The sequence below is a fragment of the Streptomyces sp. NPDC101393 genome, assembly GCF_044767385.1.
In the GTDB taxonomy this organism is placed as follows: domain Bacteria; phylum Actinomycetota; class Actinomycetes; order Streptomycetales; family Streptomycetaceae; genus Streptomyces.
The window spans coordinates 779,390-803,088 of record NZ_JBIWNU010000003.1; the positions used below are offsets into that span (position 1 = coordinate 779,390).

Sequence of the window (23,699 nt, forward strand, 5' to 3'; positions counted from 1 at the left end):
GGCGGGGGCAGGAGACCCGCCCGGCGGCCGGGTACCCGCCCGGAATCCGAGAACCCGGGCGGAACCTGAGACCGGGCCGCTCCGAAGGACGCCCCCACGTCCTTCGGATGTCGGCCCGAGGTCCCCGGACGCCGCCCCGAGGTCCTCAGCCGGCCCCCGACCGGCGCGTCAGACGTCCAGGTCCACCACGACCGGCGCATGGTCGGAGGCGCCCTTGCCCTTGCGCTCCTCGCGGTCGACATAGGCGTCCGACACGGCCTTGGCGAACGGTTCGTTGCCGTAGACCAGGTCGATGCGCATCCCGCGGTTCTTGGGGAAGGCGAGCTGGCGGTAGTCCCAGTAGGTGTAGGGGTGGTCGTACTTCAGGGGGCGGGGGACGACGTCCGTCAGGCCGGCGTCGCGCAGCGCCGCCAGCGCCGCACGCTCGGCGGGGGTGACATGGGTGGCGCCCTCGAAGGCGGCCGGGTCCCAGACGTCCTCGTCGGTGGGCGCGACGTTGTAGTCGCCGAGGACGGCGAAGGGGCGCGCACCCTTCGCGTCCTCGGCCACCGCCGCCTTCAGTGCCTCGAACCAGCCGAGCTTGTAGGCGTAGTGCGCATGGTCGACCTCGCGGCCGTTGGGGACGTACACCGACCAGACGCGGGCCGCGCCACAGGTCGCGGAGAGGGCGCGCGGCTCCTGCACTCCGTCGTACTCCGGCCCGCCGGGCAGGCCCGCCACGACGTCCTCCAGGCCCACCTTGGACAGCAGGGCGACGCCGTTCCACCTGCCGTTGGCGTTGACGGCGGCTTCATAGCCCAGCTCCCGCAGCTCGTCGTGCGGGAACTGCTCGGCCGAGCACTTGGTCTCCTGGATGCACAGCACGTCGGTGCCGGTGCTCTCCAGCCAGGCCAGCAGCCTCGGGAGGCGGGCGGTGATCGAGTTGACGTTCCAGGTCGCGATGCGCATGTCCGTAAACCTACAGCGAGGCACTGACAGTCAGCCGAGGACGGTCCTCGCCCCCGGCGTGAGGCGGCTGTGACCGGCTCCGCCCAGGCTTTCGATCATGGTGTCGTAGATCGGCCGGGCGTGGTCCTGGAGCAGGCTGTCGTGGATGTCGATGGCCTGCTCCGGCGCGACCGCACGCACATAGTCGATGATCTCGGCGACCTTGTTCCACGGCGCGTGGACCGGCAGCAGCAGGGTCTCGACACTGCGGCCCTCCGGGACGGTGAGCGCGTCGCCGGGGTGGAACACCGCCCCGCCGTCGATCAGGTAGCCGACGTTGGTGACGCGCGGGATGTCGGGATGGATGACGGCGTGCAGCTGGCCGTGCACCTCGACGTCGAAGCCGGCCGCGGTGAAGGTGTCCCCCTCGCCGACGGTGTGCACCCGGCCGGGGAAGGCCGCGGAGAGCTGGTCGGCGACGCTCGCCAGGGTCCAGATCTCGGCACCCCGATGGGCCTCCATGCCCGCCCGCAGCCGGTCCTCGTTGAAGTGGTCCATGTGCTCATGGGTGACCAGGATCGCGTCCGCGCCGACCGCCGCGTCCTCCTCGCTGAAGACACCGGGATCGATGACAAGCGTCTGCCCGTCCTTTTCGAGCCGGACGCAGGCATGGGTCTTCTTCGTGAGTTCCATGCCTGCCATCTTGCCGCGCCGCGCGCCGCGAGGCGGCCCGCAGCCGGGTGTTCCTGGCACCGGGCAACGGGGGCGACGGCGGCCGGGGCCGGGCCTCAGCCCTCTGGCGTCGTCTCTTCCCTTATCACCCGCTGGGCGACCGCGAAGGCGGAGTTCGCCGCCGGAACACCGCAGTACACCGCGGTGTGCAGCAGGATTTCCTTGATCTCCGTCGGGGTGAGGCCGTTGCGCAGCGCGGCGCGGGTGTGTATCGCCAGCTCGTCGTGGTGGTTCTGGGCGACCAGCGCGGTGAGCGTGATGATGCTGCGGGTGCGGCGGTCCAGACCGGGACGGGTCCAGGTCTCGCCCCAGGCGTAGCGGGTGATGAAGTCCTGGAAGTCACCGGTGAAGTCGTCGGCCGCGGCCTCGGCCCGGTCGACATGGGCGTCGCCGAGCACCTCGCGACGGACCTTGATGCCCGCCTCATACGTGCCACCACGCTCCTGCGCCGGCTGGGCGAGACCGGACTCTATGGCGGCGGGCGCCATCTGCGGGGGCGGCGGGGGCGCGATCTGCGGCTTGGGAGCGGCGGCGCCGATCGCGTTCTGCCCGGCGGCGGACGGCTTGTCGTGCCAGGCGGTGGTGAAGTGCCGGATGAGGAGCTCGGTGACGGCCGCGGGCTGCTCGACGGGCGCCAGGTGCGAGGTGCCCGGCACCAGCGCGAGGCTCGCGTCCGGTATCCCGGCGACCAGGGTGCGGGCGTCCGTGGTCGGGGTGACCTGGTCCTCGGAACCGACGACGACGAGCGTGGGCACGCCGACCCGGCCGAGGGAGGACCGTACGTCGTAGGAGGCGAGCGCCTCGCAGGCGGCGATGTAGCAGCCGGGGTCGGTGGTGCGCACCATCTGCACGGCCCACTCGACTATGGCGGGCTGAGCGCCGGCGAAACCGGACGTGAACCAGTGCTCGGGCGCGGTCCTGGCGATCGGGTCGAGCCCGTTCGTACGGATCACCACACCGCGCTGCCGCCAGGCGTCGGCGGTGCCGTAGCGGGGCGAGGAGGACACCAGCGCCAGGGAGGTGACCCGGTGCGGGCGGGTGAGCGCCAGCTGCGTGCCGATGGCCCCGCCGATGGAACATCCGGCGTAACCGAAGCGCTCCACACCCAGCCCGTCGAGGGTGGCGACCAGCCGGTCGGCCAGCTCCGCGACGGAGGGTGCCGGGTGCGCCGGAGAGCCGCCGTGACCGGGCAGGTCGAAACGGATGACGCGCCAGTGACGCGTCAGCTCGGGGATCTGCCGGTCCCACATGTGCCAGGTGGTACCGAGCGAGGCGCCCAGTACGAGTACGGGGGCGTCGTCGGGGCCGTCGATCCGGTGTTGCAGGGTCTTCTCGCTCACCCGGCCACGCTACCGACACGCGCGCGCAGTCCTGACACCCGGGTCAGGAAGATGACGGGAACGAGACCGGAACGATGCGAAGGACGAGAGGTGCCGGCCCGTCCGAGAAGCCGGACGGCTCAGAACTTGACGGTCGACACCACATGAACCACCGGATGCCCCGGTTCGTCGTAGCTGACCATGATGCGCTGGGAGGGGCCCGGCGGCTTGGTGGTGTGGGTGGTGCCGGCCCAGGGCGCATCGACGGTGAAGTCCCAGCCGACCTTCGCGGCCTGCTCGGGCGAGATGGTGGTCCGGCCCTTCTTGAGGGCGGCGGTGCTGGTGCCGACGGCCGCGAGGTAGCGGTCCAGACCCTCGCCGTTGGTCCGGAACTGGACGAAGAGGGAGCTGGTCTGCCAGGAGTTGGTCTCGTAGTAGTAGACCGGGGTGGAGCCCTTGGGGACCGGGACGTTGTAGACCCGTTGCTGGACCTTGGAGGGGAAGGAGTTGGTCAGGCCGGTGGCGGCGGCCTCCTGCTCCTTGCTCGCGCCGCCCTCACGGCTCTGTTCGGCGGAGATGACGATGTAGCCGGCCGGGATCGCGATCAGCAGGAAGATGATCAGCGCGCTCAGCCAGGGGCGGCGGCGCTTGACGCGGGGCTGTACGACGGGCTGGTGGTCGTCGGTCATGTGCGGGTCCGGTTCGGTCATCGGCGGCCGGACCGTTCGTAGCGTTCGTAGCGCTCCACGCGGCGGCGGTTGGCGCGGCGGAAGCGGCGGGCCACCAGGCGGGCGAGGTCGGCCGCGCCGACCATGCCGGCCTCGGGGCCGAGCTGGGCCTTGGCGATCCGGGCCTCGGGGCGGTAGCCGCGGCCGGTGAGGTTGCGCCGGAAGGCGTCCCTGGCCGGGCCGATCAGCAGGTCGTCGGCGGCGCTGACGCCGCCGCCGATGACGAAGCAGGACGGGTCGAGGGCGGCGGCGAGGTTGGCGATGCCGACGCCGAGCCACTGGCCGATGTCCTGGAGGAGTTCGACGCACATGGCGTCGCCCTCCCGGGCCAGTTCGGTGATGAGGGGGCCGGTGATGTCGCCGATGCGGCCGCCGACCCGGTCGATGATGTTGTACGCGACCGGGGAGTCGGCGGCGGCCAGTTCGCGGGCCTCGCGCACCAGGGCGTTGCCGGAGCTGTACTGCTCCCAGCAGCCGCGGTTGCCGCACGGGCAGCGGTGGCCGCCGGGGACGACCTGCATATGGCCGAATTCGCCCGCGACGCCGTACTTGCCGCGCTTGACCGCGCCGTCCTCCAGGATGGCGCCGCCGATCCCCGTACCGAGCGTGATCATGACGAGGTGGTCCTCGCCGCTGCCGGCGCCGAACCGCCATTCCGCCCAGGCGGCGGTGTTGGCGTCGTTGTCGACCATGACCGGCACCGCGAGACGGCCGGCGAGGCGGTCACGGAGGGGTTCGTTGCGCCAGTTCAGGTGGGGGGCGAAGAGCACCTTGCTGCGGTCGGCGTCGACCCAGCCGGCCGCGCCGATGCCGACGGCGTGCACGTCGTGCCGGTCCGAGAGGTCCAGCACCAGTTCGGTGATGGTGTCCTCGACGACCTTGGGGCTCTTGGACTTGTCCGGCGTCTCGGTGCGGACCTTCTCCAGGATGTTCCCGTCGGCGTCGACGACGCCCGCCATGACCTTGGTGCCGCCGATGTCGATGCCGACGGTGGGCACCCGGGGCGCGGTCAGGTGGGAGCGCCGCTCGCGGGTGCCGACCGTGCGCAGCACGGTGGCTCTGGCGGATCCCCGGTGCACCCGTTCCCGGTACGTGCTCATCGACCCACCTCTTCGCCAATGGGGCCCATCCGGCCTCGGCGGCTGCGTGCTCGCAAGAGTCGTCTCGTCCCTGCGGGTGTCGGGAGGCCGGGGGCCTCGGCGTGCATGGTTCGGTGCGATTGTGCATCACCGGCACCGTCCGGCGCACCGCGACGAGGAGCGGTGCGCCCTGCGGACGGGCGCCGGGACCGGCCGGGATCAGTCCGTCCGGTGGCCGCCGGGGAACTCCGGGGTCGCCGAACGGGCCAGCTCGTGACTGAGCTGTTCCAGCTCGCTGCCGCCCGCCATCTGGCGGGTCAGCTCATCCAGCGTGATCTCCGACTTGGCGTGGCTGCCGGCCATCGCGCCGCGCTTGAGGAGCACGAAGCGGTCGCCGACCAGGTACGCGTGGTGCGGATTGTGGGTGATCAAGACCACGCCGAGGCCGGCGTCCCGGGCGGCCGCGACGTACTTGAGGACGACGCCGGACTGTTTGACGCCGAGCGCCGCCGTCGGCTCGTCCAGGACGAGGACCTTGGCGCCGAAGTAGACGGCGCGGGCGATGGCGACGCACTGCCGTTCGCCGCCCGAAAGGGTGCCGATGGGCTGGTCGACGTCGCGCAGGTCGATGCCCATCCGCAGCAGCTCGCTGCGGGTGGTCTCGCGCATGGTGCGCACGTCGAGGCGCCGGAAGGGGCCCACTCCGGTGGTCGGCTCGGAGCCGAGGAAGAAGTTCCGCCACACCGGCATCAGGGGGACGACGGCCAGGTCCTGGTAGACGGTGGCGATACCGCGGTCCAGGGCGTCGCGGGGCGAGGCGAGCCGGGTCTCCTCGCCGTCGATGGTGAAGGAGCCCGCGTCGTGCTGGTGCAGCCCTGCGATGATCTTGATGAGGGTGGACTTGCCCGCACCGTTGTCGCCCAGCACGCAGGAGATCTCGCCGGCGTGCACCTCCAGCGAGACGCCTTCCAGCGCCTTGATGTTGCCGTAGAACTTGCTGATGTCGCTGAGCTCGACCAGGGCGTTGTGGTCGGGCGCCGCGCTCTTGACGATCGAGGCGGTCATGCTTTCTCCTCCGCGCGCTTGCGGACCCATGCGTTCAGGAGTGTGGCGAGCAGCAGCATCGCGCCGAGGAAGAACTTGTACCAGTCCGGATTCCACTGCGCGTAGACGATGCCCTTGCTGGTCATGCCGAAGATGAAGGCACCGACGGCGGCACCGATCGCCGAGCCGAAGCCGCCGGTCATCAGGCAGCCGCCGACCGCCGCCGCGATGATGTAGAGGAACTCGTTGCCGACGCCGTCGCCGGACTGGATCGCGTCGTACGAGAAGAGCAGGTGCTGGCCGGAGATCCAGGCGGCGAAGGCGACGCCCATGTAGAGGCCGATCTTCGTCTTGGTGACCGGGACACCGACCGCCCGCGCGGCGTCCGCGTTGCCGCCCACCGCGAAGATCCAGTTGCCGACGCGGGTGCGCAGCAGGATCCAGGTGGCGACCGCGACGAGCAGGATCCACCACAGGATCGTGATCTGTATGTCGACGTTGCCGAGGGTGAGGTGCGAGGCGAACAGCACCCGGGCCGAGTCGAAACCCTCCATGTCGGCGATGGTCTTCGTGGAGACGGTGCCGCTGATCAGCTTGGTGAAGCCGAGGTTGAGGCCGGTCAGCATGAAGAACGTGCCGAGCGTGATGATGAAGCTCGGGAGCTTCGTACGGGTCAGCAGGAAGCCGTTGAAGACGCCGATGGCGAGGGTGACCAGCAAGGACACCCCGACGCCCACCCAGGTGTTGGCCGTCATCTGGTAGCTGAACATCGACGAGATCAGCGCCGAGCTGACGACCATGACACCGGCCGACAGGTCGAACTCGCCGCCGATCATCAGCAGTGCCACCGGCACCGCCATGATGCCGATCGTCGACGACGCGTAGAGCACCGTGGACAGGCTGGTGGCCCGCAGGAAGGGTTCGGCGGCGACCGAGAAGAAGAGGAAGACGGCGATGGCGCCGACGACGGAGCCCAGCTCGGGGCGGCCCATCAGGCGGCGGGCGAGCGAGCGGTGCAGCAGCCGGTCGTCACCGCCGCTCTTGGCGGGCGGGCCGGCGGGCGTCACCGGTGGCGCGTCGGTGCCGCTCATCGGGTGCCCCGCTTCGTGTACTCCTGCAGCGCCGCGGCGTCCTTCTTGGTGATCACCTGAGGGCCGGTGAGCACCGGCTTGCCGCCGCCGAGGACGTCGGAGTTGTACTTGTAGAGCCACAGCAGGTCGACGGCCTCGTAGCCCTGGAGATAGGGCTGCTGGTCGACAGCGAAGCCGAGGGAGTCGTCCTTGAGCCCGGCGGCGACCTGGGCGTTCAGGTCGAAGGTGTCGATCTCGGCCTTGCTGCCGGCCTGCTGCTTGGCCTTGACGGCGGTGGCGGCGAAGGGCGCGCCGAGCGTGATGACGGAGTCGATGCCGCCGTCCGCCTGGAGCTTGGACTCGATCGAGGACTGCACATCGGGCATGTTGGTGCCCTCGACGTACAGCTTCTGCAGATCGCCCTTGAAGGTCTTCTTCGCGCCGTCGCAGCGCTGTTCGTGCCCGACGTTGCCCTGTTCGTGCAGGACGCAGAGGGCCCTCTTCTTCCCGCGCTTGTTGAGCTCCTCGCCGACGGCCTCGCCGGCCACCTTCTCGTCCTGGCCGATGTGGCTGAGCGCGCCGAACGCCTTGGACTCCTCGGTGCCGGAGTTGACCGTGATCACCGGGATACCGGCCTTCTCGGCCTTGCTGATGACGTCCTTCATGGCGTCGGGCTTGGCCAGCGTCACGATCAGGCCATCGACCTTCGCGTCGATGTAGGACTGCACGAGCTGGGCCTGCCGGGAGGCTTCCTTGTCGTTCGCGTAGACGAACTTGATGTTGTCCTTGGCCGCTGCCTGCTTGGCACCGTTCTGCACGATGTCCCAGAAGCTGTCACCGGCTCCCGAGTGGGTGACCATCGCGATCGTCCACCTGGGGGTGTTCACGGCTGCCTTGCCGCCGGCCGCCTGGGCGGCGGCCTCGTCCTCGGCGCGTTTGCCACCGGTGCTGCTGCATCCCGCCAGGGCGACGCCGAGCGCCGCTGCCAGCACGGCGCTCACGAGGCGTCCCCTACTCCGAACCCTTGCCACGAGGACTTGCCCTTCCCGCTGATGTCGCTGTGTCGGCTGTTGCTGTCTCTGTGCCGGCCTCGCAGGCCCTGTCGGCCGTGCCGGCTGCGTCGACCGTCCCGGCGGTGCCTGCGCGGTGTCGCGCAGCGGTGCCGGTGGGCCGGATCCAACCGCCCAAGTATCCGTTACCGGTGATCTGTACCGGTTCATGGGGTCCCGTGCCGTACGCACGCCGATCATCGCGGACCGCCTTCTCTCCACCGGCCGCCGAATGCGGCTGGAGGAGTTCTAACGGCGCGCGCCGAGCCACGTCAATGGTTTGTCAGAACATTCTGACCCGGAGGCGCCGCATCGCCGGAACGCATGCGGACAGGGCGGACCAAACCTCCCCGCCGGATCCCCACCGGGCCCCCGCCAGGCCCCGGCGAGCGGCGCTCACGGGCGGACGAGCAGCTGGAATTCGAAGGCGTAGCGCGACGCGCGGTAGACGTGCGAGCCGAACTCGACCGCGCGGCCGGTGTCGTCGAAGGTGGTGCGCTGCATCGTGAGCAGCGGAGCGCCTTCGGGCTCGTCGAGCCGCTCACCCTCCTCGACGGTCGCGGCGCGGGCGCCGACGGCCTGGCGGGCGCTGTGCAGGGTGATGCCGGCCGACCGCATCATGCGGTACAGCCCGGTCTCCTCCAGCTCGGCCGTCTCCAGCTTGAGCAGCCCGACCGGGAGGTGGTTACGCAGATGTGCGACGGGTTCGCCGTGGGTGAGCCGCAGCCGTTCGACGAGCGCGACCTCGGCCCCCTGGGCGATGCCCAGCGCGGCGGCGATCTCGGCGTCTGCCTCGGTGGTGGTGTTGAGCAGCACCCGGGTCGCGGGCTTCTGCCCGGCCGCCTCCAGGTCGTCGTAGAGACTGCTCAGCTCCAGCGGGCGCTTGACCTGGCTGTGCACCACCTGGGTGCCGATGCCCCGGCGGCGCACCAGCAGACCCTTGTCGACCAGCGACTGGATCGCCTGCCGGACCGTCGGCCGGGACAGACCGAGCCGCCCGGCGAGCTCGATCTCGTTGCCGAGCAGGCTGCCGGGAGCCAGCTTGCCGTTCTCGATCGCGGCTTCCAGCTGCTGGGACAGCTGGAAGTACAGCGGGACCGGACTGCTCCGGTCCACGCTGAACTGGACGGGGCTCTCGGCGCCCGTGACGTGTGATTCGCGTTTCCCCACGCTCGCGAGCGTATCCGCCCGCGCAGATGACGGGAAGTCCAGAGGTCACATTGTCCGGACAATGAGGGTCGGGCGGCCGCGCATCACCGGGGACGGGGGCTCCGGCGGCACTCGCGGGCGGCGGGCGGCGGGTGGCTCCCAGGCTGCGGTGAGCTGCCGTGGGTCCCCGGCAGCGGCATCGGCATCGGCATCGGCAGCGGCAGCGCGGACACGGTGGACACGCCCCGTCCCGGGGCGGTAGATGCACCAGGGCGCCTCCTGAAGGCACCATCGGCACCGGCCCTTCTCCTTTCTTTCCCCTCCCCCTCACCACTCGGAGTCGTCGATGTCCGTCCGCCGTGTCGTTCCCGACATTCAGTCCGATGCCCTGGAGGAGAGCCGGGAGTTCTACGGCCTGCTCGGGCTGGAACAGGTCATGCACCAAGGCTGGGTGATGACACTCGCCTCGCCGACCAACCCCACCGCACAGCTCACCTTCATGACGCGTGACGCGACCGCACCGGTCGTACCCGACATGAGCATCGAGGTGGAGGACGTGGATGCGGCCTACGCGGCCGTGCTCGCCGGCGGCGCGCAGATCGTGCGTGAGCTGCGGGAGGAGGAGTGGGGCGTACGCCGCTTCTTCGTCAGGGACCCGAACGGGCGGGTGGTCAACGTCCTGAGCCACGCGGGGGAGCGGGGCGAGGAGGGGAGCGGGGAAAGGAGCGAGGCAGGGCAGGATTCCGGAGGCCGATGACACCGGTCCGGGCGCAGCGGTCCCGTTCCGGCAGTTCACCCCCTTGCCGGCGCGTCAGTTCCTGCGCAGGAAGCGCCCTCCCCACAGGGGTCCCGGCTGAGGCGGCCTCCAGGACGCGCCTGCCGCCTACTTCATCCAGGCGTCCTCGTACTTCTGGTACGTGCCGTCGTGGGTGGAGAGGTGTACCCACTGGTCCACGTACGCCTTGAACTCGTCGTCGCCGCGGGGCAGGGCGTAGGCCTTCTCGGAGAAGGAGAAGGGCTTGTCCGGGTGGACGGAGCAGAGTTCGGGGTGGATCTTGGCCTGGTAGCGGGTCTCGCTGGCGTCGGTCATCATCACGTCCGCGCGGCCCGCGATGATCTCGTCGAAGATCGTGGTGTTGTCCGGGTGGACCTTGATGGGTGCCTGCTTGATGTGCGCGCGGGCGAACTCCTCGTTGGTGCCGCCGGGGTTCACGATGACGTGCGTCCCGGGCCGGTCGATCTGCTTCAGCGTCTGGTACTTGTCCTTGTCCGTGCAGCGCACGATGGGCGTCTTGCCGTCGGTGCGGGTGGGTTCGCTGAAGTAGACGGCGCGAGCGCGCGGGAGGGTGACGGAGACACCGCCCATCCCGATGTCGCAGCGGCCGCCGGCAAGGTCGTCGACAAGCTTGGCCCAGGTCGTGGCGACGTAACGGGGCTTGGCGTCCAGGCTCTTGGCGAGGTCCTGGGCCATCTCGATGTCCACACCGCTGTATGTGCCGGTCTTCGGGTCGAGGTGGCTGAAGGGGCGGTAGTCACCGGTGGTGCAGACGCGGAGCACACCTCGGCGCGGAATGGCGTCCAGGAGGGTGGACGGATGCCGGGTGCCGCTCGCGGTGGAAGACGCGGTGGTGGTCGCCGTCGGTCCCGCGGCAACTGCGGGTGCGGCCCCCGGAGTCGGCGCCGGTGTGCGCGAGGCCGCAGGGGCGGCGGCGGTGACGGCGAGCAGGCAGGTGAGGGCGGACAGCGTGGCGGCACGCTTCATGGTGACTCCTGTACGCGGCGGAACGACTGGACGCGGTGGGGGCGCGGTCCAAGGACGGTATCTCCCACGCGGTCAGCCGCCGCCGGTCGTTGGTGGACGGCCCGAGGACGTCGGCCCGGCATTTGCAGCCTTGTGCCTCGGCCGGAGCGAACGGTACGCCGTACACGGCACGGCACGGCACCGCCCACCACGACACGACCGGTGCGCCCCGCTCGACCGGCACAGCGCAGAGGCACAGCACACAGGGCACGCAGCAAGCCCAGCGGCCACTGGCATGATCACGTGATCGAAGCGCTCAGGGTGGCAGAGCCGGCGGCCCAGGTGAAGCCCATGACCGGTAGATGGGACGGCCGGAGCGGCCCTAGCTCAGGGCCTTCCGGCCGGATCAGGCCGGGCTCACGGGCCCTGATCCGCATCTGACCCGCACCTCATCCGCGCCCGATCCGCACCCCATCCGCGCCTGATCCGAACGAGCCACCCCGGCTGCCGGGGCAGCCCCTCAGTCGTCGTACGGGTCCACCGTGCCGCCGGCGACCAAGCGGCCGGGGGCGGCATCGGCGAGGCGGGCGAGGAGGTCGGCGGCGCGCTTCGCGACGGTGTCGCGGTCGCCCTCCGAGAGGGCCGAGCCCATGCCGACCGCGACCGCGCCGGCCGCGATCCACTCCGGCGCGCTCTCGACCGTCACCCCGCCCGTCGGCACCAGCGGCGCCTGGGGCAGCGCGGCACGGACGTCCTTGAGCCAGGAGGGGTGGTGCCCGGAGGCGGGGAAGAGCTTGAGCGCGTCCGCGCCGAGCTCCAGGGCGCGGACCATCTCGCTCGGCGTCGACACCCCGGGGAAGACGGGGATGCCGTAGCGGTGGCCGGTGCGGATCACCTCGGCGTCCAGGCTCGGCGAGACCAGGAAACGGGCGCCGGCGTCGACCGCCATCCGGGCCGATACGGCGTCAAGGACCGTGCCCGCGCCGATGACCGCGTCATCGCCCAGCTCACGGGTGAGGGTGGTGACCGCCTCCAGCGCGAACGGGGTGGTCAGGGATATCTCCAGGCTGGTGACACCCGCCGACAGCAGGGTGTCGGCGGTGGCGCTGGCCTCGTCATAGGTCTTGCTGCGGACGATGGCGAATACGCGCTGCGCCAGTGCGGCCCGGGTGATCTCCCAGCGATACACGGCAGTTCGCCGTCCTTCCTTGTTTCACGCCACATGCCGCCCCGCCGCGAACCACGGGGGATACGGCACTTCCCGGGCACATCGCGACAGAGGTCCACCACTTGGTCTCTTTGCCGCCGATGCCCGCCCACTCCTCGTTTCTACCGAAACGCTACCGGGACCCACTGACAATGCTCCCGCGGGGGTAGCACGAGGCTGAGAAAGCGGACGGGGCGGGAGGCGCTCGGCTCGCGCCCGGCCCATTGCCCGACCCGCCCCTGGCCCCGCGCCCGGCACCCTCCCTGGGCGCATTGCGGGGCACTGAGCATCGAGCCCTCGGGACGTCGGGGCCTCGGGCCTCGGGCCTCGGGCCTCGGGCTCGTGCCTCGGGCCTCGGGCCTCGGGGCAGCACAACGGCGGCCGGGGTGCCTGTGCACCCCGGCCGCCGCGTCTCTTGCCTGCCACTGCTGCCGGTACTGCCTGTGCTGCCGCTCGGGTCGGGCGGCGGCATTCGGGTCGCTCGGGTCGAGCGGATCACTCGGGTCGCTCGGGTCGAGCGCGTCCGATGCCGCCGGAGACGCCCATGCCGCCGAACGCACCGCCACTACGGAACGAAGCGTCGGCTCGGATCGCCCTTGCCGTCGCGCATCGACCTTGTCGGCCGTGCCGAACTAGTCGCCTCGTACCGAAGCGAGCGCCGCCCCGTGCCGAAGCTACCGACTCTTTTCCGAGTTAACGGATGGTTCCCGAGTCACCAGCGCGTGCCCGAGTCAGCGGCTCGCTCGGACGTCAGCAGCTGCGGTCGACGAGGTCGAAGGACTTGTAGTGGTCGGCGGTGTAGTAGTCCTCGTCCGCCTTCTTGCCGGCCACAATGCGTCGGGCACCGCGGTCGGGCGAGCCCGGCGTCACCACGGTGAACTCGTGGTAATAGCCGGAGCTCTGGGACGGGAGGACGCCCTCGCGGTTGTCGAAGACGGTCCCGTCCTGCGGGTACGGGTAGGGCCCGCCCTTCTTGATCAGGTCCAGGGTGTCGTGGGCCTGGGAGGGCAGCTTGGAGTAGCAGATGTCGCCGACGGCGTTCACCTGCAGAGCCGTGGCGCGAGCCGTCGTGCCCGGCGCGGTCCTGACGTGCGCCGTCGTGACCTGCGCGGTGGACGCGTGTGTCGTGGCTACTGCGGGCGTGGCCGCGACCGCGGTCCCGCCGACGAGAAGGGCCGATGCGAGGGCGCCCGCGGCGCCGATCCTGGTGATCCGTGGGGGGATTCTCATGCCCCCCAGGATGACGCGCGTAGACATGGCCCTGTCAATCCCAAGGAGCCTAAGTTTCCCGGGAGTTCACAGGAGGCACTCCAATGGCCGCACCGCGATCCGCCCGCCACCGGCCCCTGAACCCGGGCCACCGGGCCGGTAGGGCCTCCCGGTCGGGCGTTCCGGATTTTGCCTGAGAGGCAAATCTTTTGCCCGAGGGGCGAGAGGTCGCTATACCGGGACCATGACCGAGCCTCCCGACGAGCCCCCCGGCGACCGTCCCGACCTGCTGTCCGACGGACCTGTTGATGCCTCGTTCGATGCCCCGTCCGAGGAGCTGTCCACCGTCGCACCCCGGCTGCGCGACCTGCGGCGGCGCAGCGGGCTGACGCTGGAGACCGCGGCCCGGCGGGTCGGCCTCTCCCCGGCGCACCTCTCCCGGCTGGAAACCAACCGCAGGCAGCCGTCGCTGCCGATGCTGCTGGCGCTGGCCCGTACCTACGGCACCACGGTATCCGACCTGCTCGGTGAGACGGCGCCCGAGCGGGACCCGATCCTGCGGGCCGGGCGTACGGAGCCGTCGGAGGCGGGCGGCTGGACGTACTGGACCGTGGGCGGCGCCGGGCGGGCGATGCAGGCACTGCGACTGCATGTGCCGCAGCGCGCGCAGGGGGACCTGGTGCGGGTGCATCCGGGCGAGGAGTGGCTGTACGTCCTCAAGGGGCGGCTGCGGCTGACGCTCGGGGAGGCGGTGCATGTGCTGGACCCGGGGGACGCGGCGCACTTCGACTCGCTGACCCCGCACCGTATCGCCGCCGCCACGCGCGGCGGGACGGAGCTGCTGTTCGTCCACACGTTGCTGCAGAGCGGTGCCGCCGAGCTGTGTCTGGGCGCGGACGCCCCGCGCCGCGGTCTGTGATCCCCCTGTGCCGCACCGCTCCTCAGCGAAAGGACCGTACGCCGTGCCCGACCAGCACTCTCCCTCCGTCCCTCCCCCTGGCGCCGCACCGGAGCCACCGCGGCCCGATTCGCGGCTCGATTCCCCGCGCGATGCCCGGCTCGATTCGCGGTCCGGGTCCGGGTCCGCTTCCGGTTCCGCTTCCGGGCCCGCTCCCGGGTCCGTTCCGGAGCGCACGCCCGCCCGGAAGTACGTCGAGAACAAGCCACCCCGCGGGCTGTATGTGCGGGTGTTCATCTATGTCATCGCGACGCATGTCCTGTTGGCGTTCATGAGCCTGCTGGTGGTCATCGCCAAGACCCGCTGAGGACCGGCCGCCCCTCCTCGCCCCCTCCCCTTCCCCCGGGGCCCTTCCCCCGGGGTCCTTCCCCCCGGGGGCCCTTCCCGGGCCCCGCCCCCACCGGTCCCCCACCCGGTCGCCTCAACGTCCATCCATCCGGTGGAAAAGTCCATGGCACCGGCGCCGCCACAGGGTGGAGCCTGCTTGCGCACTGCGCGCCGGATGCGCCGTCCCGGGCACCGCACGCGGTACAACGCATCGCAGTGCACACGCGCACCGCACACGCGCGCTGCGCATGCGCAGCGCCCGCGTACGCACGCGGCGCCACGCTTCGCCGCACCGCAGTCGTCCATGGACCTCGCTGCACCGAGGAAGGACCGAAGGATGCACCGTTCGCGCACCGCGGCGGCCACCGCGCTCGCCGTCGCCCTCGCCGTGATCCCCCTGACGGGCATGGCCGGGCCATCCGGCGGCGCGGCAGCCGCCGGCCAGGGCGGCGCCCGGGACAGACCCGGAGCGCCGCCGCTCTCCCCCACCCCGCAGTCCGTGAGCCCCCGGCACGACCGGGTCACCATCACCCCGTCCGTCACCGTCGTGGCGGGCGCGAAGGCCGACGCGCAGGCGCTGGACCTCGTCGAGAAGTCGCTGAAGGCGGCGGGCGCCGACCGGGTCGTACGGGCCGCGCAGGCGCCGCGCGGCAAGCAGCTGGCCGTCTACGTGGACGGGGCGGGCGCGGCTGCGGCCCTCAAGGGGCTGGGTGCCCAGGGTGCCGACGGGCTGCCGGCCGAGGGCTACGCGCTGGCCGTCGGCGATGGCCGGATCGCGCTGTCCGGCAGGGACGCCACCGGCACGTACTACGCCGCCCAGACGCTGCGTCAGCTGCTGCCGCACCGCGACCGGCCGGGCGCCCGTGTGCCGGGCACCGCCGTACGGGACTGGCCCGCCACCCCGCTGCGCGGTGTCATCGAGGGCTTCTACGGCACCCCGTGGTCACATGAGGCCCGCCTCGACCAGCTCGACTTCTACGCCGAGCACAAGATGAACATCTACGTCTACTCCCCCAAGGACGACGCCTACCTGCGGGAGAAGTGGCGCGACCCCTACCCGGCCGACCAGCTGGCGCAGATCAAGGAGCTGGTGGACCGGGCGCGGGCCCGGCATGTGGAGTTCACCTACGCCCTCTCCCCCGGCCTGTCGGTCTGCTACAGCTCCGAAGCGGACGTGCAGGCGCTGACGGCGAAGTTCCAGACGCTGTGGGACACCGGCGTACGCACCTTCGCGGTGCCGCTGGACGACATCAGCTACACGAAGTGGAACTGCGCGGCGGACAAAGAGAAGTTCGGGACCGGTGGCGGGGCGGCCGGCGCCGCGCAGGCGCATCTGCTCAACCGTGTCAACCAGGAGTTCATCGCCAAGCATCCGGGTGCCGAGCCGCTCCAGATGGTGCCGACCGAGTACTACGACGTGAAGCCGTCGCCGTACAAGAAGGCGCTGGCCGAGCAGTTGGACAAGGACGTGCTCGTGGAGTGGACGGGCGTCGGCGTGATCGCGCCGACGATGACCGTCACGCAGGCGAAGCAGGCCCGGGAGGTCTTCGGGCACCCGATACTGACCTGGGACAACTACCCGGTCAACGACTACGTGACCAACCGGCTGCTGCTCGGCCCGTTCAGCGGCCGTCAGAAGGGGCTGCCGGAGCAGCTCGCGGGCATCACCGCGAATCCGATGATCCAGCCCGCCGCGTCCAAGATCGCGCTGCACACGGTCGCCGACTACGCGTGGAACGACCAGGCGTACGACGCGCGCGCCTCCTGGGGAGCCGCGATCGAGGAGCTGGCCGGCGGCGACGCGCGCACCGCACGCGCACTGCGCGCCTTCGCCGACGCCAACTACTCCTCCTCGCTCAATCCGCAGCAGTCCCCCGAACTGGCCGCCGCCATCGAGAAGTTCGGGACGGACGGCAACGCGCGACGGCTGGACGGGGCGCTGCGCACCGTGCAGGACGCACCGGCGGTGCTGCGCGACCGGCTCGCCGACCGCGGATTCGTCAAGGACAGTGAGCCGTGGCTGGACGCGACCCACGCGTGGGGTGTCGCGGCGCGTGACGCCCTGCGGCTGCTGGAGGCGACGAAGGCGGGCGACGACGCCACGGCCTGGCGACTGCGCCAGCGGCTGCCGGAGCTGGTGAAGGCCGCGAGGTCGTTCGTCTATGTCGATCTGACCGGGAAGAAGATTCCGGTGCTGGTCGCCGACGGGGTGCTGGACACCTTCGTCGAGGACGCGATCGCCGCACACGACAGGGCGCTGGGTGTCACCGGCCGCCCGGCCGCGTCCACGGACCTGGCCGCCTACCAGGGCAATGCCGTCTCCCGGATGACCGACGGCGATGACGCCACGTACTTCTGGAGCGCGGCCGGGCCCAAGGCGGGCGCGACCGTGCGGCTCGACCTGCACGCCGAGCGGCCGCTGGGCCCGGTCACGCTGGCGATGGGCAAGGACAACAGCCCGGACGACTACCTCCGCAAGGGCGTCCTCGAATACTCCTCGGACAACAAGAACTGGCAGCCGCTGGCGGCCTTCGACGGCAAGGCGGAGGTGACGGCGGAGCCGCCGGCCGGCGCCAAGGCCAGGTATGTGCGCGCCCGCGCCACGCAGGGGCAGGACAGCTGGCTGGTGATCCGGGAGTTCGCGGTCGCCGGGACGGATGAGGTGAAGGTGACGGGCGGTCCGCCGGCCGCGGACGGCAGCGCACTGCGGTCGGCGGCGGACGGCGATCCGGCGACCGTCTACCGGGCGAAGCGGGCCGCGGAGCCCGGGGAGGCACTGGAGTTCACGCCGGAGGCGGCGCGTTCGGCGCGGTCCGTGGTCGTGCTGCGTCCGGAGGGCGCACCGACCGGTGCCGCGAAGGTCGAGGTGCGCGCGGACGGCGTCTGGCGCACGATCGGCACGCTGTCCGGGGCCCACACCCGGCTGCCGGCAGGCGGTGGCGCCATCGAGGGCGTCCGGCTGTCGTGGCGGGACGGGGCGGCGGCGCCCGTCGTGAACGAGGTGATCCTGCACTGAGTCAGGGGGCCGCTCCCGCCCGCCTCTCGGCGCCGGCGGGTGCGGCCTGCCCGCATCTCGCTGACGCGGCACGCGCGGTTCGTCCGGGCGTGCCGCGTTGTCGTGTCGCCGGCCGCGCACCCGGCCCTGCCGCCCGGCAGAACGTACCCTGGGCGGCACTCGCCACCCCGACCTCAGCCGTACCGGGCCTGTCCGCGTAGCCGCCTCGGGCCGCCCCGGACGACCTCGCGACCGCGCACGGAGGAGTCCGATCCCATGGCCCGACCGACCGACGTCCCCGTTCCGTCCGCCGCGGCCGTCCTCGACGACGCCGTACGCGCGCTCGCTCCGGATGCCGGTGCCAACCGGCTCGTCCCGCGGATCGCGGCCGGTGCGGCGCCCCGTTCGGTGTTCGCGACGTTCGCGCTCGAACAGCATCAGGTGATCGCCGCCGACCGTGTGAGCTTCCGGCATCTGGCGCGGCGGGCGGACGGCGATCCGCCGGTGGCCGGCTTCTTCGACCTGCTGGCGCAGGGCGAGACCCTGGCCATGGAGCAATTGGCGGCGCTGGCGGACGCCTGCGAGCTGACGGATGGGCAGATCGCCGACTACGCACCGCGACCCGGCTGCCAGGCCTACCCCTCCTATGCGGCGCGCCTCGCCCTGGGCGCCGAACCTGCCGACGTGGTGATCGCCCTGACCGCCAACTTCGCGGCGTGGGGCGGCTCTTGCGCCACCCTCGCCACCGCGATGCGCGAGCACTACGCGTTCCCCGAATCGGCCCGCGGTTTCTTCACGTTCTTCGCCGAACCCGCGCCGGCCCTCGACGACGCGGCCCGCGCGGCCCTCCAGCACGGCCTCGACACCGGCCGGGCACGGTCCGGGACGGCGCACCGCTACGGGCGCCTCCTCCAGGCGTACGAGCTGATGTTCTGGAACGCCCTTGCCGACTGAGCGACCGCTCCCCGTCCCGTCAGCCGCGAATCCGCCCACACACCACCAGGAGACAGCTCATGCCGTACGGCTTCCAGGCGACGATGAAGGCCCGCCCCGGGCACCGCGACGAGGTCGTCGCGATCCTGCTCAGCGGCACCGAGGGCCTGCGGGCAGCCGGTTGCCGGCGCTACGCGGTCGCGGTGTCCGATGCCACCGACCCGGACCGGATCTGGGTCGACGAGCTGTGGGAGTCCAAGGAGCAACACGACGCCTCGCTGTCGCTGCCGGAGACGAAGGCGGCCATCGCGGCGGCCCGTCCGCTGCTGACCGGTGAGTTCACGGGGCAGGAGCTGACCGTCGTCGGCGGTCTGGGAGTGTAGGCCCCAAGTCCGCCGCCACCGGGTCCGTCCAAGGCCCACCCGTCGACCGTGCCGTGTACGAGTTCGCCGTACGGCTCGCCGCACGGGCCGGCCGGATGATCTCCGAGGGCTTCCATGCCGAGGGGGGACGGCAGGCCGCACGCAAGACCGACGGCACGGCGGTCACCCGGATCGACACGGAGGTCGAGAACTTCGTGCGGGGCGAATTGGCGGTGGCCTTCCCCGACGACGCGGTGTTCGGCGAGGAGGGCGGGCTGCGCCCGGGATCGTCCGGACGCCGCTGGATCATCGACCCGCTCGACGGCACCCGGCGTTTCCTGGACGGCGATCCCGGTGCGGCGGCGGAGACGTTCGACGGGCCGCTGGCGGCCGCCGGGTTCGTCCGCTCGCGCCATGAGGCCGATCACGTACCGGCGGGGCGCAGCGATGATCCCGCGCGGTGGGGAAGCGGCTGTGGACCCGGCGCGGCGACCCGGGGCCGGACGTCAATCTGCATGTGCGGGTGGTGGGTTCACCCAACGAGCGGCTGGCCCTGCTGTTCCGTGACTGGTTCCGGGCGCGTCCGGAGGCGGTGCCGGCCTATGCGCGGTTCAAGCGCGAACTCGCGCACCGGATCCTCGACACCGATGCGTATGCCGACGTCAAGGACCCGGTGGTGGATCTGGTCATCGAGGTCGCCGAGCCATGGGCGGCGGCGACGGGCTGGCGCCCCTGACGGACCTCCGGAACGGTCCGCGGGGCGCCGGCGGCGGTCAGGGGCGCTGCGGCCGGACGAGGAGTTCGCCGGTGGGCTCGGCGAGGGTGGCGCCGTCGTTGATCTGGCGGCCGCGCAGCCAGGTGGAGCGCACGACGCCGTGCAGGGTCTTGCCGGCGTACGCGGTGATCTTGTTGCGGTGCTGGAGGGCGGCCGGGTCGACGGTGAAGGTCTCCTCGGGGGCGAGGACCGCGAAGTCCGCGTCCCGGCCGGGCTCGATGGCGCCCTTCTGGTGGAGGCCGACCAGCGCGGCGGGGGCGGTCGCCATCCAGCGGACGACGTCGTCGAGGCTGTGACCGCGCTCGCGGGCCTCGGTCCAGATGGCGGGCAGGCCGAGCTGGAGCGATGAGATGCCGCCCCAGGCGGCGCCGAAGTCGGCGGTCTTGAGGTCGGCGGTGGAGGGCGAGTGGTCGGAGACGACGCAGTCGATGGTGCCGTCGGCCAGGCCCTCCCACAGCGCGTCCTGGTTGGCGGCCTCGCGGATCGGCGGGCAGCACTTGAACTCCGTCGCGCCGTCCGGGACTTCCTCGGCGGTCAGGGTCAGGAAGTGCGGGCAGGACTCGACGGTGATCTTGACGCCCTCGCGCTTGGCGGCGGCGATCAGCGGCAGCGCGTCGCTGGAGGACAGGTGCAGGACGTGCACCCTGGCGTGCAGCAGCTTGGCGAGGGCGATCAGCCCGGCGATGGCGTCGTTCTCGGAGACCCGGGGGCGGGAGGCGAGGAAGTCGGCGTACTTGGGGCCGTGCGGCTGCGGGGCGGCCTCCAGGTGGCCGGGGTCCTCGGCGTGCACGATCAGCAGGCCGTCGAAGCCGGCGATCTCCCCGAGGGCCGCGGCGAGTTGCTCCTGGTCGAGCTCGGGGAACTCGTCCACACCGGACGGCGACAGGAAGCACTTGAAGCCGAAGACCCCGGCGTCGAAGAGCGGGCGCAGGTCCTTGACGTTGCCGGGGATGGCACCGCCCCAGAAGCCGATGTCGATATGCGCCTTGCTGCGGGCGACATCGCGCTTGATGTCGAGGTGTTCGGCGGTGGTGGTGGGCGGCAGGCTGTTGAGCGGCATGTCGACGAGGGTGGTGATGCCGCCGGCCGCGGCCGCGCGGGTGGCGGTCCAGAAGCCTTCCCACTCGGTGCGGCCGGGGTCGTTGACGTGTACGTGGGTGTCCACGAGGCCGGGCAGCAGGGCGTCGTCACCGACGTCCTCGACCCGCGCCCCGGCCGGCACCTCGGCGTCGTGCGGCAGCACCGCTGCGATCTTCCCGTCCTTGACGGTGACGGACGCGGCACGCGTCCCCTGCGGCGTAACGACGCGCGTGGAGCGCAGCACCAGCTCTACCTCGGACACCCGGTCCCCTCCTCGTATCTCTTCGTGTGCGTGTGGACCGTCGTGTGCGCGCCGCGGCGTCGGCCGCGTCGGCGCACCTTCATCGTCGCCCGCGCCGTACGGGCGCGCCACGGCCGTCGAGGGCGCGGCGGGCCGCCCGATGCGGAGCACGCTCTGCGAATTTCAACAGTCTGTTGAATGAGTCTTCACTCCGGACCGCGGCCCGTCAAGACCCCTTGGCCGGCACCGGCGCAGCGGCCGCCCCGGACCGCTCGACGATCAGCACATCCTCCTTGGAGGCGGCCCTGACCTGCGACGGGATGATCTCCTCCGGCACCGGGCCGGAGCCCGACACCACCCGGTCGCGGCGGCTGACCAGGACATAGAGCGCCCCGGCGAGGCCCATCCCGAAGACCCAGGAGAACGGCGCCACCCCGTCGAAGGCGGGAATCAGGGCGAGCCCGGCGGAGACCACGGCGGCGGGCAGGAAGGCCACGACCGCCTTCGGGTTGTAGCCCCTGCGGTAGTAGTACTTCCCCTCCTTGTCGCCGGAGAAGAGCGCGTCCACGTCGATCCGGCCGCGGCGGATCAGGTAGTAGTCGACGAGCAGGATCGCCACCAGCGGGCCGAGGAAGGCCCCCAGCGCGCCCAGGAAGTACTGGATCACCAGCGCGGAGGAGTACAGCTTCCAGGGCATCACGAGGATGGCGAGCACCGCCGTGATCATGCCGCCCCGCTTGAAGTCCAGGTACTTCGGCGCCAGGTTCGCGAAGTCGTACGCGGGCGAGACGAAGTTGGCGACGACGTTGATGCCGATGGTGGCGATGATGAAGGCCAGCGCGCCGATGACCGTGACCACCGGGTTGTCGATCTTCTGGATCACCTTCACCGGGTCGTAGATCGCCTCCCCGAAGACGGAGATGGTGCCCGCCGTGACCAGGACGGCGACCACCGCGAAGGCGGTGAAGTTGACCGGCAGCCCGATCAGGTTGCCGCGCCGGTAGGAGCGGTGGTCGGGGGTGAAGCGGGCGAAGTCCGCGTAGTTGAGGACCAGGGTCAGGAAGGTCGCGACGGTCAGACTGACCGCGATCAGGCTCTGCCGCCCCTGCTCGGCGCCGCTCAGGCCGGTGAGGCTGCGGGTCAGCGAGATGTCACCGCCGGCCTTGACGACGAGGTACACGGCGAGGGCGAGGACGACCAGCCAGACCACCGGTCCGGTCGCGAAATCCTGCACCTTGCGGATGAACTCCATACCGCGGGTCAGCAGGACGGCCTGCAGTCCCCACATCACCATGAACGCGATCCAGCCGAGGGTGGACAGCCCCAGCACGGAGTTGTGGTGATAGGCGTCCAGGCCGGGCGCGATCTGGAGCGTCAGCAGGACCACCGCGGTCGAGGCGAGCCAGGTCTGGATGCCGTACCAGGCCACCGCCATGACCGCGCGCAACAGCGCGGGGATATTGGCGCCGTAGACGCCCCAGCTGGCGCGGGCCAGCACCGGGTAGGGGACGCCGGTGCGGTGCCCGGCGTGGCCCATGCGGTTCATCAGCCAGTGGACGAGGGAGATGCCGACCAGCAGCGAGAGGAAGACCTCCCAGGCCGGCAGGCCCAGGACGAACAGGCTGGCAGCGAAGGCGTAGTTGCTGATCGCGTGGGTGTCGGACATCCACAGGGCGAAAATGCTGTACGTGCCCCATTTGCGCTCGGGTGCCGGCGCCAGGTCCTCGTTGAAGAGGCGGGGATGCGGCTGCGGGGTTGTGGTCACGTGTCCTCCCAGGCAGGTTGGGTGGAGCTCAGAGTGAGATGCCAGTTGTCAGATGTCTGATGTTTAACGGGAAAAGTGAGCGTCCGGCGCACGGTCCGCGGCCCGGTCCAGCGGCAGATGCGCGCTCAGCGGCCAGGACCCGATGACCTTCGGGCGGGGCGGCGCGAAACTGCGGGAGGCACTCGTCGTCAGCCCGAGCCCGACGACCGCCTCGGCGAACTTCACGGCCGCCGCGACCCCGTCGACCACGGGGACGCCCAGCGCCGCCGCGACCTTCTCCTGGAGCCCGGCCATCCCGCCGCAGCCCAGGCAGATCACCTCGGCACCGGCCCGGACGACCTCACGGGCCGTCTCGATGATCACCTCGACGGTGCGCTCCGGATCCTGCTCCAGCTCCAGGACACCGAGCCCGGTACCGCGTACGGCGGCGCAGCGCTGAAGGAGTCCGGCGGTCAGCAGCCGGTCCTGGATCTGCGGTACGGCGCGGTCGAGGGTGGTGACGATGCCGTAGGCATGGCCGAGCATCATCGCCATCTGGGCGGCGCTCTCGGTGATGTCCAGGACCGGCACGTCCAGCAGCTCCTGGGCGCCCTCCCGGCCCGGCTCGCCGAATCCGGCCATGACCAGCGCGTCGAAGGGCGCATCGAGGGTGGCGAGCCGGTCCAGGACGGCCGCCGCACTGAGATAGCCCTCGAAGTGCCCCTCGATCGACTCCGGCCCCCAGAGGGGTTCGGTGGCGAGGATGTCGGTGCCGGGCGACGCGGCGGAAGTGGCCGTGGTGCGGATCGAGGCGGTCATGGAAGCCGTGGTGTTCGGGTTCATGACGAGAATGCGCATGACGCTCCAGCGATTTGGAGGATTCCACAGAATGGACAGTAGATTTCGCGCAGCAGAACGTAGCTATGGCCACTGGCACCGTCAAGGGATCGGCACCGGGAGCCCGCGGCTTCTCACGCCTTGGGACAACCGGCCCCTGACCGGCGCGAACGAGTGTGCGATACATCGTGTG

Annotated in this window: 22 protein-coding genes and 1 pseudogene; 8 read left to right on the plus strand and 15 right to left on the minus strand. The window is 71.2% G+C overall.

Annotated elements, in window-relative coordinates; genetic code table 11:
* Window positions 1–168 precede the first annotated feature (168 nt).
* From ACIRQ7_RS13260 to ACIRQ7_RS13300, 9 genes are all read right to left on the minus strand, one after another.
* Window positions 169–948, minus strand: a complete 780-nt coding sequence (locus ACIRQ7_RS13260) for an exodeoxyribonuclease III (protein WP_404262236.1) — start codon at window positions 946–948, stop codon at window positions 169–171.
* A 30-nt stretch (window positions 949–978) separates the two neighbouring features.
* Complete coding sequence (locus ACIRQ7_RS13265) at window positions 979–1,620, minus strand: MBL fold metallo-hydrolase (RefSeq protein ID WP_404262237.1); 642 nt, start codon at window positions 1,618–1,620, stop codon at window positions 979–981.
* Window positions 1,621–1,715: 95 nt separating this feature from the next.
* Window positions 1,716–2,999, minus strand: a complete 1,284-nt coding sequence (gene pcaC / locus ACIRQ7_RS13270) for a 4-carboxymuconolactone decarboxylase (RefSeq protein WP_404262239.1) — start codon at window positions 2,997–2,999, stop codon at window positions 1,716–1,718.
* Between the two features lie 119 nt (window positions 3,000–3,118).
* The gene (locus ACIRQ7_RS13275; protein WP_404262241.1) at window positions 3,119–3,688 is read right to left on the minus strand and encodes a hypothetical protein; all 570 of its coding nucleotides are present in this window, start codon (window positions 3,686–3,688) and stop codon (window positions 3,119–3,121) included.
* Entirely contained in the window at window positions 3,685–4,806 is a 1,122-nt protein-coding gene (locus ACIRQ7_RS13280; protein ID WP_401467489.1) for an ROK family glucokinase, read from the minus strand. Before ACIRQ7_RS13280 ends, ACIRQ7_RS13275 begins: the two co-directional genes overlap by 4 nt.
* A 198-nt stretch (window positions 4,807–5,004) precedes the next feature.
* On the minus strand, window positions 5,005–5,850 hold the full coding sequence (locus tag ACIRQ7_RS13285; RefSeq protein ID WP_403672450.1) for an ATP-binding cassette domain-containing protein: 846 nt from the start codon (window positions 5,848–5,850) through the stop codon (window positions 5,005–5,007).
* Window positions 5,847–6,920, minus strand: a complete 1,074-nt coding sequence (locus ACIRQ7_RS13290) for an ABC transporter permease (protein ID WP_404262243.1) — start codon at window positions 6,918–6,920, stop codon at window positions 5,847–5,849. The genes ACIRQ7_RS13285 and ACIRQ7_RS13290 overlap by 4 nt, the downstream gene beginning before the upstream one ends.
* Window positions 6,917–7,900 carry a sugar ABC transporter substrate-binding protein gene (locus tag ACIRQ7_RS13295; RefSeq protein WP_404262244.1) on the minus strand — a complete coding sequence of 328 codons (984 nt, stop codon included), beginning with the start codon at window positions 7,898–7,900 and terminating at the stop codon, window positions 6,917–6,919. Before ACIRQ7_RS13295 ends, ACIRQ7_RS13290 begins: the two co-directional genes overlap by 4 nt.
* Window positions 7,901–8,344: 444 nt before the next feature.
* Window positions 8,345–9,118 carry a GntR family transcriptional regulator gene (locus ACIRQ7_RS13300; protein WP_401467499.1) on the minus strand — a complete coding sequence of 258 codons (774 nt, stop codon included), beginning with the start codon at window positions 9,116–9,118 and terminating at the stop codon, window positions 8,345–8,347.
* A gap of 325 nt (window positions 9,119–9,443) precedes the next feature.
* Here ACIRQ7_RS13300 and ACIRQ7_RS13305 point away from each other — a divergent pair, with 325 nt between their 5' ends.
* Complete coding sequence (locus ACIRQ7_RS13305; RefSeq protein ID WP_404262245.1) at window positions 9,444–9,854, plus strand: VOC family protein; 411 nt, start codon at window positions 9,444–9,446, stop codon at window positions 9,852–9,854.
* 126 nt (window positions 9,855–9,980) lie between these two features.
* Here the strand turns inward: ACIRQ7_RS13305 and ACIRQ7_RS13310 are convergent, their stop codons facing one another.
* The 3 genes from ACIRQ7_RS13310 to ACIRQ7_RS13320 all read right to left on the minus strand — a co-directional run bounded on the left by ACIRQ7_RS13310 (window position 9,981) and on the right by ACIRQ7_RS13320 (window position 13,275).
* On the minus strand, window positions 9,981–10,859 hold the full coding sequence (locus ACIRQ7_RS13310) for a transporter substrate-binding domain-containing protein (protein WP_404262247.1): 879 nt from the start codon (window positions 10,857–10,859) through the stop codon (window positions 9,981–9,983).
* 499 nt (window positions 10,860–11,358) lie between these two features.
* The gene (locus ACIRQ7_RS13315; protein WP_404262249.1) at window positions 11,359–12,027 is read right to left on the minus strand and encodes a bifunctional 4-hydroxy-2-oxoglutarate aldolase/2-dehydro-3-deoxy-phosphogluconate aldolase; all 669 of its coding nucleotides are present in this window, start codon (window positions 12,025–12,027) and stop codon (window positions 11,359–11,361) included.
* A gap of 768 nt (window positions 12,028–12,795) precedes the next feature.
* Window positions 12,796–13,275, minus strand: coding sequence for a ribonuclease domain-containing protein (locus ACIRQ7_RS13320; RefSeq protein ID WP_404262250.1), 480 nt, complete (start codon window positions 13,273–13,275; stop codon window positions 12,796–12,798).
* 223 nt (window positions 13,276–13,498) lie between these two features.
* Here ACIRQ7_RS13320 and ACIRQ7_RS13325 point away from each other — a divergent pair, with 223 nt between their 5' ends.
* The 7 genes and pseudogenes from ACIRQ7_RS13325 (at window position 13,499) to ACIRQ7_RS13355 (ending at window position 19,565) form a co-directional block, all read left to right on the plus strand.
* A complete protein-coding gene (locus tag ACIRQ7_RS13325) occupies window positions 13,499–14,173 on the plus strand; it encodes a helix-turn-helix domain-containing protein (RefSeq protein WP_404262251.1) in 675 nt (224 codons plus the stop codon).
* Between the two features lie 43 nt (window positions 14,174–14,216).
* Window positions 14,217–14,519, plus strand: coding sequence for a DUF6126 family protein (locus tag ACIRQ7_RS13330; RefSeq protein WP_404262252.1), 303 nt, complete (start codon window positions 14,217–14,219; stop codon window positions 14,517–14,519).
* A gap of 357 nt (window positions 14,520–14,876) precedes the next feature.
* Window positions 14,877–17,555: a beta-N-acetylglucosaminidase domain-containing protein gene (locus ACIRQ7_RS13335; RefSeq protein ID WP_404262254.1), complete on the plus strand. Its 2,679-nt coding sequence runs from the start codon at window positions 14,877–14,879 to the stop codon at window positions 17,553–17,555.
* A gap of 255 nt (window positions 17,556–17,810) precedes the next feature.
* A complete protein-coding gene (locus tag ACIRQ7_RS13340) occupies window positions 17,811–18,488 on the plus strand; it encodes a transcriptional regulator (protein WP_404262255.1) in 678 nt (225 codons plus the stop codon).
* A gap of 59 nt (window positions 18,489–18,547) precedes the next feature.
* Window positions 18,548–18,850 carry a putative quinol monooxygenase gene (locus tag ACIRQ7_RS13345; protein WP_404262257.1) on the plus strand — a complete coding sequence of 101 codons (303 nt, stop codon included), beginning with the start codon at window positions 18,548–18,550 and terminating at the stop codon, window positions 18,848–18,850.
* Between the two features lie 53 nt (window positions 18,851–18,903).
* Window positions 18,904–19,173, plus strand: a pseudogene (locus tag ACIRQ7_RS13350) (inositol monophosphatase family protein); the annotation flags it as partial.
* Window positions 19,174–19,289: 116 nt separating this feature from the next.
* Window positions 19,290–19,565, plus strand: coding sequence for a GrpB family protein (locus tag ACIRQ7_RS13355; RefSeq protein ID WP_404262258.1), 276 nt, complete (start codon window positions 19,290–19,292; stop codon window positions 19,563–19,565).
* Between the two features lie 37 nt (window positions 19,566–19,602).
* On the opposite strand, the gene allB is transcribed toward ACIRQ7_RS13355, so the two are convergent.
* The 3 genes from allB to ACIRQ7_RS13370 all read right to left on the minus strand — a co-directional run bounded on the left by allB (window position 19,603) and on the right by ACIRQ7_RS13370 (window position 23,527).
* On the minus strand, window positions 19,603–20,946 hold the full coding sequence (gene allB / locus ACIRQ7_RS13360; RefSeq protein WP_401467525.1) for an allantoinase AllB: 1,344 nt from the start codon (window positions 20,944–20,946) through the stop codon (window positions 19,603–19,605).
* A gap of 205 nt (window positions 20,947–21,151) precedes the next feature.
* A complete protein-coding gene (locus ACIRQ7_RS13365) occupies window positions 21,152–22,690 on the minus strand; it encodes an NCS1 family nucleobase:cation symporter-1 (RefSeq protein WP_401467528.1) in 1,539 nt (512 codons plus the stop codon).
* Between the two features lie 63 nt (window positions 22,691–22,753).
* Window positions 22,754–23,527, minus strand: coding sequence for an aspartate/glutamate racemase family protein (locus ACIRQ7_RS13370; RefSeq protein ID WP_404262259.1), 774 nt, complete (start codon window positions 23,525–23,527; stop codon window positions 22,754–22,756).
* Between the last annotated feature and the right edge of the window lie 172 nt (window positions 23,528–23,699).